This is a genomic window from Arthrobacter sp. UCD-GKA, from assembly GCF_001863355.1.
In the GTDB taxonomy this organism is placed as follows: domain Bacteria; phylum Actinomycetota; class Actinomycetes; order Actinomycetales; family Micrococcaceae; genus Paeniglutamicibacter.
The window spans coordinates 128,068-136,536 of record NZ_MOLR01000011.1 but is presented as its reverse complement, the minus strand read 5'-3'; the positions used below and the strand labels follow the sequence as shown (position 1 = coordinate 136,536).

Below are 8,469 nucleotides of genomic sequence, written 5' to 3'. Positions count from 1 at the left end.
CTGATGCTGGTTCCCGCAGGACCGGTCAGCGCCCAACCCACCTCCGTGCCCATCCAGAGTGCCAAGGACACACCGCCCCCGGCACCCACCGGCGTGGGCGTGCGGCTGCTGGATATTCCGGCAGCGACGCAGAAAGACCCTCGGGCACGGTCCTACATCGTGGACCGTCTGGCTCCGGGCACTGAGATCACCCGCCGCATCGAGGTGACAAACAACTCCGGCACCGCACAGTCCGTTCGGATTTACGCCGGCGCCGCCCACATTGAGGATGGATCTTTTGTGGGCGGGAACGATCCGGCGATCAACGAACTTACGACCTGGACCTCTTTTGACCAACCCGCGCTGGAACTGGAATCAGGGGCAGCCGCCAAGGTCGCCGTCACCATCGATGTTCCTGCCGACGCCGCGGAAGATGAACAGTATGCCGCCCTCTGGGCCGAGATCCGCAATGAACCAGCTCCAGGTACAAATATGATCCAAGCCAGCAGAGCCGGCATCCGCGTGTATCTCTCCATTGGCCCAGGGAACGGAAAACCCGCAAACTTCAGCATCGATGACCTTTCCCCCGGCCGTAACCAAAACGGTGACCCAGAAGTCGCCACCACTGTCACCAACATCGGGGGTCGTGCCCTTGACATCACCGGCTCGCTGAAGCTCGCCGATGGGCCCGGGGGGCTTTCTGCTGGTCCAAATCCCATCGATCAGGGCACCACCATCGCACCTGGGGAAAGCGCAGCCGTACGTGCGACGCTACCCGCAGAACTCCCCAATGGACCATGGGAAGCAACACTTAGACTCAAGAGCGGGCTCGTGTCCCATGAAGCCAAAGCCACTATTGTGTTCCCCGACGCCATCAAGGAACCCGTTGACGAACCAGACGCACGTCCCAACCTTGCCCTGATCGCTGGTGGTATCGCCCTCGTGGCCATCATCGTCGGAGCTGTCCTGTGGTGGGTCCGCCGGAGGAATCGGGTTGCCAGTTAGGGGCCCCTCTCTGTGTATGGCACGGTGCCCAGGGAAACTCAAAGCGTCGAAATCCTGCGGCCCAAACCGCTGAAATGACCCTCGCATGGATTTGCTCGGGTTCAGGATGGATCCACTGTCTGCATCGAGCTAGAAGAAGCGCGTGACGCAGATTTTTTCCCACAGGAGTCCCGCTTATGCCGTTAGCGCGTCGCGGGGAGCAGTTGAATCGTGGATTTGGCACATCCCGGATGTTGCCTGCCAGCTGGAACTGCGGGCGGGTTGCTGGGCAGAAGTCACATGCGCATATCTGCAGATTCATTGTGTTGGAGGACCCAGATTTGTTTCAGGAGATTCTTAACGAACATGACGACCAGGATCCAATCTCGCCGATCTGACTCGGTACCAGGCGCAAAAATGTGTCGCGATCAGCATGGCTTGACAGACCGAGCACACCTCGTATGTCGAGACCAACATGACCATATCACCGCCCGCCTACGGGCTTTGGCCCTTGGCGGGCTTCCTGGAACGTCCCAGTCCTTGGGTGCCAGCGCAAGACTCTGGCAGCTCCTCGACTCCTTGCCGCGGCCCAGATCTGACCCTCCAACCGAGCAACCCACCTGACGCGGCCCCACCTCGAGCCACCCACGGCCTAGACAGCTCTACGGAGCAATACCGCAATGGTGGAATGTGCCGGCTGGTGCGCTTGAGGCAGGCGCGTTGTGGGGCACCTGACCTGATCGTGTGTAGAGTCGCGCCCCGTATAAGTTGTTCATTCCAGCCGGAATTTCGACCCAATATTCATTTGCCCCAACCGACAGGTGGACCTTTCTCTCCATGGACGATCTCATGACACGCAACAACATCCGGATCCTGGGCCCGACGAACGGGCCGGTGGTGATGTTCGCCCACGGATTCGGTTGTGACGGGGGAACCTGGGAGAAGATGCTTCCCTACTTCACCAAAAAGTACCGAGTAGTGCTCTTCGACCACGTCGGTTCCGGAGGCTCGGACCTGGCCGCATACGACTCGGTAAAGTACGCCTTCTTGGACGGGTACGCCCGGGACATGTTGGAGATCTGTGAGGTACTGGACCTGCAGGATGTCACCCTTGTTGCCCACAGCGTCAGTGGCATGATGGCGATCGCCGCCGCCGAGACGGACCCCCGTCGCCTGGGAAGGCTGGTGCTCTTGGCCTCCTCGCCCAGCTACATGGACCACCCCGAGGACGGATACATCGGCGGATTCAGCGCCGAGGACCTCGATGGGCTGCTGTCCTCCCTGGATGCCAACTACCTGGTCTGGGTCAGCTCCATGGCTCCGGCCATCATGGGGACCCCGAACGCCCCCGAAAACGCGGCGGAGCTGGAGACAAGTTTCCGCCGGGTCAATCCGATGGTTGCCCGCGAATTCTCCCGCGTCGCCTTCCTCTCCGATGTCCGGCCTCTGCTCAGGAACATCACCGTGCCTTCCCTGATCCTCCAATGCACCGATGATCTCCTGGCTCCGGAGCACATCGGCCGGTACCTGCAGCAAAACCTGGCACACAGCACCCTCATCCAGCTATCCGCCACCGGACACTGCCCGCATGTAAGCTCACCGGGCGAAAGCGCCGACGCCATCCTGGGCTATCTAGCGGGGACTGCGGTACCCCGACAGGTGGAACCCGAACTGAACGCCGCGTCGTAATGGACCCCCGAGACCTGAACTCCCCGTCGCGCACGGACTTTGAGGAGCTGTTCCATCAAGCCCCGGCTGGCTACCTCATTACAGGGACCGACGGGACTATCCTTGAGGTCAACGACACGTTCCTCTCCTGGGCGGGCCTGGAACGGGCCGCGGTGCAGGGTGCGAACCTGTTCGACCTGTTCCCCGTGGGCGACAGGATCGTTTACGCAGCCTACGCTCGGCACCGGCTTGATGCCGGAAGATCCTTGAGCGAACTGGCCGTAGACATCGTCGGATACAAGGGACAACGCCACCCGGCCCTGCTTTCAGCAACCCGCTCGTCCTCGGCCCCGGGAGAACCTGCCGTGGACCGCATCATCGTCTTCGGTGCCGCCCAACGCCGCGGCTACGAGCGCGAACTTGAGGCCGCGCTGCGCCGGGCCGAAGAAGCAGAAATCGCACGGAACCGGGCGGAGGCCGAAACAACCGCCCACCGCAATGCCCTGGCAGATACGGAGGTCGAGCTGTGCCTGACCCTGCAGCAAAGCCGCAGGAACGAATCCCTGCTCAACACGGTCCTGAACACCGTCGACGTCGGCATCTCCGTGGTGGACACCGAAGCAAACCACGTCATGAACAATAGTCAGTACCAGCGCAATCTGGAGCACGCTACCCCTGAAGGCTCTGGCGGCGAGGCAGTCGCCGGCCTGCTCGTCTACGGTCCAGACCGCACCCCATTAGGATCCCGGGACTTTCCGCGGCTGCGGGCGGCACGGGGCGAATCATTTTCGCATTCGCTCATCTGGATCGGACCGCCCGGTGACCAACGTGCCCTGAGAGTCTCGGCACGTGCTGTATCCGGAACCGACGATTTTGCCGGGTCCGTCATTGCCTACACAGACGTAACGCCGCTGCTCAACGCCGTGGCTGCCAAGGATGACTTCCTCGCCAACGTGTCTCATGAATTACGCACCCCCATGACCTCCATCGTCGGCTACCTCGATGTGGTCCTGGAGGGACCCGGCCTTCCCCCGCATATCGCTGAACCACTGAAGGTGGCCCTGCGCAATTCCGAACGTCTACTGCAGCTGGTCGAGGACCTGCTCTTCACCTCCACCGCTGACAGCGCTCTGGCACCACAGACCGTCGACCTGGCCGGGCTCATCCGCGACAGCATCTGCTCCGCGGCACTGCATGCAGAGAGCAACAACGTCACGATCACCACCGTCGTCCCTCCCACCCTGCCGGTGGTCCTGGATCCGCTGCGGATCAGTCAGGTCCTGGACAACCTGCTCTCCAACGCCATCAAGTTCTCCCCCAACGGGGGACGCATCACCATCTGTGCCCGGCACACCGCCGGGCACATTCGACTGGAGGTCACCGACACCGGAATCGGCATGACTCCGCAGGACCTGCAAGAAGCATTCACCAAGTTCTTCCGCTCCGACAGCGTTATCAAGGCCGCCATCCCCGGGGCCGGCTTGGGACTGCCCATCACCAAGAACATCGTCGAAACCCACCACGGCACAATCACCCTGACCAGCAAGGCGGGCCACGGCACCACCGTCACCATCACTCTTCCTGCCAGGCAATAACCCGCCAGGCTCCCGGCTTCCCCCGCCGGGAGCCTTGTCCCGCGGTGGGATCTCGCATTAAAGAGCCGCAGGCGAAACCAGCACAAGGGCAGGCAGGAGTGGGCCGGACTGCATCCGACCCCGGATGGCCCCGCACGAAGCCAGCCCGGGGGCATGGGGCACAGACCGTGGAGCCGAGCAGGTTGGACAGGCGTCCAGGCTTTTCGGCGTCCTGCGTGTGGCGCTCCTCCACTCCAACCACGTCGGGCGGACCGTCGCGGGCCGTGCCACAAGCCGATCCACAAACGCGACACCCATTGAGACCTATTCAGCCAGATATGCGGGACAGGAATCCTTTACGCACTCGTGTTCAGATACGAAATACCCCACGCGCTTAATCCAGCATTGATGACGCTGGCGTCGCCGATGCTGGGTCCTGTGGAGAATCATTTGAGGCGCCGAGCCGATAGCCATCGTCCTCGGCGGTGAGCACCAGTCCGGGTCTACGGGGTCCCCACGTCGCTCAGAACCTGCCGCCCTCGGTGCTTCGCTGCCACCATTTTCCTGGGTTTGAGGGTCAGCCCAGAACGAGATGTTACGTTTGCTGACATAGTGAGTAGGAGAGAAGTTGGGCGATTGTGCCATCTGCCGTGGCGATGACATGGAGAGCAGCGAAGGCCGATTCCCCGTGTCCGATGACGCCACCGAACGGATCCAGAACCGGAAAGCTTAAGCACCGGGCATCACGCGACAGGGAGTTCTCGACAAACTGGGCTTGTTTGTCGGCAGCATGCTTCGCCTCCAGCGATGCCGCCGAAACGGCGTGTTGGGGGGTGTCGTAGGTTCTCGCTGCAGACCAAGGACCGTCACCGCCAAAAGGTTCCGAGTCCAGCCGTCAGCTGGACTCGGAACCTTTCAACGGTCCCAACGTTTGCTTACATCATCCTAGATTCTTGGCAGCAGCCGTTGGCAGGGACTGCGAGTCCTGGGTCTTTCGCAAGCTCGGCAGGGCCAAGGTGACCGCCGCATAGATCATTCCGGCCACCACGGTTGCCGGAATGGTTGCGGTCATGTACTCGAACCCGAGGCGCGGGACGAAGTGGACAGGGTCCAGCACCACCAGATAGGTGATGACGCCCGCGATTGCCCCGATAAAGCCGGCGGGGTTGAATCCGCCCATGTACCAGTAGGCGCTACCCGGGGTATCGGCGAAGAGTCCGCGGACATCCAGCCGCTGGCGTCGAATGAAGTAGTAGTCCGCGATCTGGACACCGCAAATGGGTCCCAGGGTGACCCCGGCGAATGCCAGGAAGGTACCGTAGTTGTCCATGAAGGGGCCCGCGAAGAACACCAGGATCACGGCAACGGGCACGATGGAAAGTGCCGTCGAGCCCTTCCAGCTAATCCGTTTGTCGATGGATGGAACCTGCTTGAGCGCCAGGGCGCATACGTAGATGCCGACCATGGTGGTGCCAATGTTCGCCAGGATGATGAAGCCCAGGGCGACGACGCCGAAGACCGGGCCACCCACCTGGATGAGGAACGCCGTGGGATTTCCCCCGGATTCCGGGATGGCCAGGCTGGCGAACAGCCCGATGATGATCACGACACACATGGTCACGCCCAAGCCAAGGACCACGGGAACGATTGAACCCTTCGTGGACCGGCTAAAGCGCGTCAAGCCGCCGACGTAGGGCCACCAGGCCACGGCCCCCGCAATCCCCAATTCGGTAACCAACGCGTAATTCAAGCGATCGCTCCCATTGGGTTCAAGCGGTTTCGCCGCGAATATCGTGTCGAGCCCGACGTTCGAGATGAGCACGCCCATGATCACGACGGAAAGAAGGATGACACTGATGGCGATCACCGGTCCGACGTTGCGCAGCGTGTCCGGTCCCTTCCGCAACAAGACGTAGACGACCAGACAGCCGATGAGTCCGAACACGATCTGGCCCGCGGCGCGCCCGGATTCGGGCAGGAACCCCATGGTGACCATGGCCTCGGTCGCGGCGCTGCCCAGGAAGATGGTCAGGACCGCGTTCCAGCCGGCCATGATCAGCAGGACCAGTGCCAAGGTGAAGTACGAACCACGGACACCGAATTGTGGCCTCGTCGAACGAACCGCTTCGATTCCGTACCGGGATGATGCCGGGACCGCCGCCAGCATCATGATGAACAGGCCCAACAATGTTCCGGCCGTAATGGCGATACTGCCGCGTGCGGCGGGAAGCCAGTAGGCAACGTATCCGCCGGTGATGAAGCACCACGTCGCGACGGCGGCGGAGGCCGAATTCCCGAAGAGCGCCATAGGTCCCCAAGTTTTTTGCCCGGGCAGCAGCGGCAGTGAGCCCTCAATGATGGAGGAGTTTGTCTGTTGGTTACTCATTTCATAAACACCCAACCCACAAACAGGAGCACGAGCGGGAGCACGAGGGTGAGGGCGGCAAGCTTGGTGAAGCCTTTGCGGTCCAACGGATCGCCTTGGTTTTCCGGCTGTTCAAGCGCGCGGAGCCGGGTTTCCAGCTGCGGGTCAATCATTGTCGGGTCCTTTCAGCGAAAAGCATTCCCCGTGCTCGGTAGTTTCGCCGTCGGGGTTCGGTCCCCACACACCGAGCATGCGCGCGTAGACGGGAGCCCAGTAGCGGCCTGTTTGGCCGGCCGGCACACAGATCGTGTCGCCTGCCAGGAGAACGTGTTCTTCGCCTGCGCACTCGACGTGAAGTTCGCCCTCGATGACGAATGCGTATTCGTCGTGCGGGTGGGTATCCGCCCAGCCGGCACCCTCAAGTTCCCATTCGGCCAACAGCCCGCCGGTCCAACCACCCTCAGCCGGTGGCGGGGTGATCCACCGGGAACGGACGCCCGGCCAATCTTCTGCGACCGCCGGTATTTCCTGCCGGCGAATAACTGCGGCCGTCTTGACGACCATCTGCTGCTTCGTCATCGTGATGATTCCCTTCGTGGCTCTTGCGCGTGTTGTTCAAGGATGAGTCCGGCCTGTTGGCTGCCGGAGTGAAGTGCACCGTCGATCCATCCCGGCCATTGGCCGGCAATATCCGAGCCGGCGAAATATATGCGTCCGTGCGGTTCGGTGAAAGCGTCGGCGTGCCCCTCGGCCAGCCAGCCCGGGCCCCAGACGCTCCAGGACCCGTCGGAGTATGGGTCTTCGTCCCAATCGTGGGCGTCGCATGAAAGCACCACGGCGCCGGGGGCAAAATGCCGGAGGGCGGCCTGGACCGATGCGGGGTCTGTGGCGTCAAGCTCAGCCTTGTCGTAGCCGAAACCCACGACAAGGCTGCTGCCGTCATCGAGCTGGTACTCGTTGCTGAGCCACTGGATCGGCCCGCCCCACCCCACCGCAAAGAGCCCCTCGGGCACACCATTGACGCGGGCCCAGACCTTGATCGATTTACACGGGTGGCCCGTTGCCGCCGCCGCTGCCATGGCCTCGGGCATGACCGGTTCAAAGTGCATTCGAGGCAAGGTGTTCAGCGGAACGGCGCATACCACCCGGCGGGCGGTGTGCGTTCCGGCGCTGGATTCGACGCGAACGCCTTCCCCGTTCTGCACCATGGACGTGACGGGGCTTGAAAAGAGGATCTCCGAGCCCGCGTCGGCGGCCATGGCCTCGGCCAGCTGGACCGATCCGTGGGTGAACTTTTGTGCCAATCCGTCATAGAGTGCGCTCACCCGGTTGCCGAACTCTGCCAGCATCCGCACGTAGTGCGCCACTGATACCTTTTCGGGAGAGCATCCTCCGTACATGGCGGCCCAGGCGTAGACGAATTCCCGCGACGCAGCTGGCAATTGCCGCACGGGTTCCCAGTCGGACACCGCAACGTCAAGGTCCGCGTAGTCGGTTTCCGGCTGCAGGGCACCGCCTGGCATGCTTTCCATGGCCCGGTGCATGCTGGCCATGAAGTGCTCGATGGCGCCAAGCTCCTCCCCCGGGATTGGCGCGTGTTCGCGGCGTTCCCCGCCGGTGCACCAGAGGAATGTCTTCGGGTCGGGTTGGTCCGTGACGCCCACCCCGTAGCGGGCTATTTCTTGTGACAGGGTTGTCATGGCCTCGGTCGAGAACCAGGTTCCGCCGTATTCGATCGCCTTTTTGCTGCCGGGATAGTTCTTGAACCAGGTCCGCCCGCCGAGCCGGTCGCGTGCCTCGAGGACAAGGACGCGCTCACCTGCCTTGGACAGGTCCCGGGCGGCCGCGAGGCCCGCAAACCCCGCCCCGATGACGATGACATCGTAGTCGTGCTGCATT

Annotated in this window: 7 protein-coding genes; 3 read left to right on the top strand and 4 right to left on the bottom strand. The window is 62.5% G+C overall.

Annotated elements, in window-relative coordinates; translation table 11 throughout:
- From BLJ79_RS23445 to BLJ79_RS18160, 3 genes are all read left to right on the top strand, one after another.
- Positions 1-984 (top strand): COG1361 family protein (locus tag BLJ79_RS23445; RefSeq protein ID WP_175475534.1); only part of this gene is annotated, 984 nt, incomplete at its 5' end.
- An 828-nt stretch (positions 985-1,812) separates the two neighbouring features.
- On the top strand, positions 1,813-2,652 hold the full coding sequence (locus BLJ79_RS18165; RefSeq protein WP_286135483.1) for an alpha/beta fold hydrolase: 840 nt from the start codon (positions 1,813-1,815) through the stop codon (positions 2,650-2,652).
- Complete coding sequence (locus BLJ79_RS18160; RefSeq protein WP_071216182.1) at positions 2,652-4,226, top strand: PAS domain-containing sensor histidine kinase; 1,575 nt, start codon at positions 2,652-2,654, stop codon at positions 4,224-4,226. Before BLJ79_RS18165 ends, BLJ79_RS18160 begins: the two co-directional genes overlap by 1 nt.
- Before the next feature lie 919 nt (positions 4,227-5,145).
- Here BLJ79_RS18160 and BLJ79_RS18155 read toward each other — a convergent pair.
- From BLJ79_RS18155 to BLJ79_RS18145, 4 genes are read right to left on the bottom strand one after another with little or no spacing between them, the layout of a single operon-like run.
- A complete protein-coding gene (locus BLJ79_RS18155) occupies positions 5,146-6,591 on the bottom strand; it encodes a purine-cytosine permease family protein (protein WP_083411445.1) in 1,446 nt (481 codons plus the stop codon).
- On the bottom strand, positions 6,588-6,743 hold the full coding sequence (locus BLJ79_RS23440; protein ID WP_175475533.1) for a hypothetical protein: 156 nt from the start codon (positions 6,741-6,743) through the stop codon (positions 6,588-6,590). The genes BLJ79_RS18155 and BLJ79_RS23440 overlap by 4 nt, the downstream gene beginning before the upstream one ends.
- Positions 6,736-7,149 carry a cupin domain-containing protein gene (locus BLJ79_RS18150; protein ID WP_286135482.1) on the bottom strand — a complete coding sequence of 138 codons (414 nt, stop codon included), beginning with the start codon at positions 7,147-7,149 and terminating at the stop codon, positions 6,736-6,738. The genes BLJ79_RS23440 and BLJ79_RS18150 overlap by 8 nt, the downstream gene beginning before the upstream one ends.
- On the bottom strand, positions 7,146-8,468 hold the full coding sequence (locus BLJ79_RS18145; RefSeq protein ID WP_071216180.1) for a flavin monoamine oxidase family protein: 1,323 nt from the start codon (positions 8,466-8,468) through the stop codon (positions 7,146-7,148). The genes BLJ79_RS18150 and BLJ79_RS18145 overlap by 4 nt, the downstream gene beginning before the upstream one ends.
- Between the last annotated feature and the right edge of the window lies 1 nt (position 8,469).

Coding starts and splice junctions, on each gene's coding strand:
- BLJ79_RS23440 (WP_175475533.1), bottom strand. CDS start 6,743: ATGATTGACCCGCAGCTGGAAACCCGGCTCCGCGCGCTTGAACAGCCG.
- BLJ79_RS18155 (WP_083411445.1), bottom strand. CDS start 6,591: ATGAGTAACCAACAGACAAACTCCTCCATCATTGAGGGCTCACTGCCG.
- BLJ79_RS18145 (WP_071216180.1), bottom strand. CDS start 8,468: ATGCAGCACGACTACGATGTCATCGTCATCGGGGCGGGGTTTGCGGGC.
- BLJ79_RS18160 (WP_071216182.1), top strand. CDS start 2,652: ATGGACCCCCGAGACCTGAACTCCCCGTCGCGCACGGACTTTGAGGAG.
- BLJ79_RS18150 (WP_286135482.1), bottom strand. CDS start 7,149: ATGACGAAGCAGCAGATGGTCGTCAAGACGGCCGCAGTTATTCGCCGG.
- BLJ79_RS18165 (WP_286135483.1), top strand. CDS start 1,813: ATGACACGCAACAACATCCGGATCCTGGGCCCGACGAACGGGCCGGTG.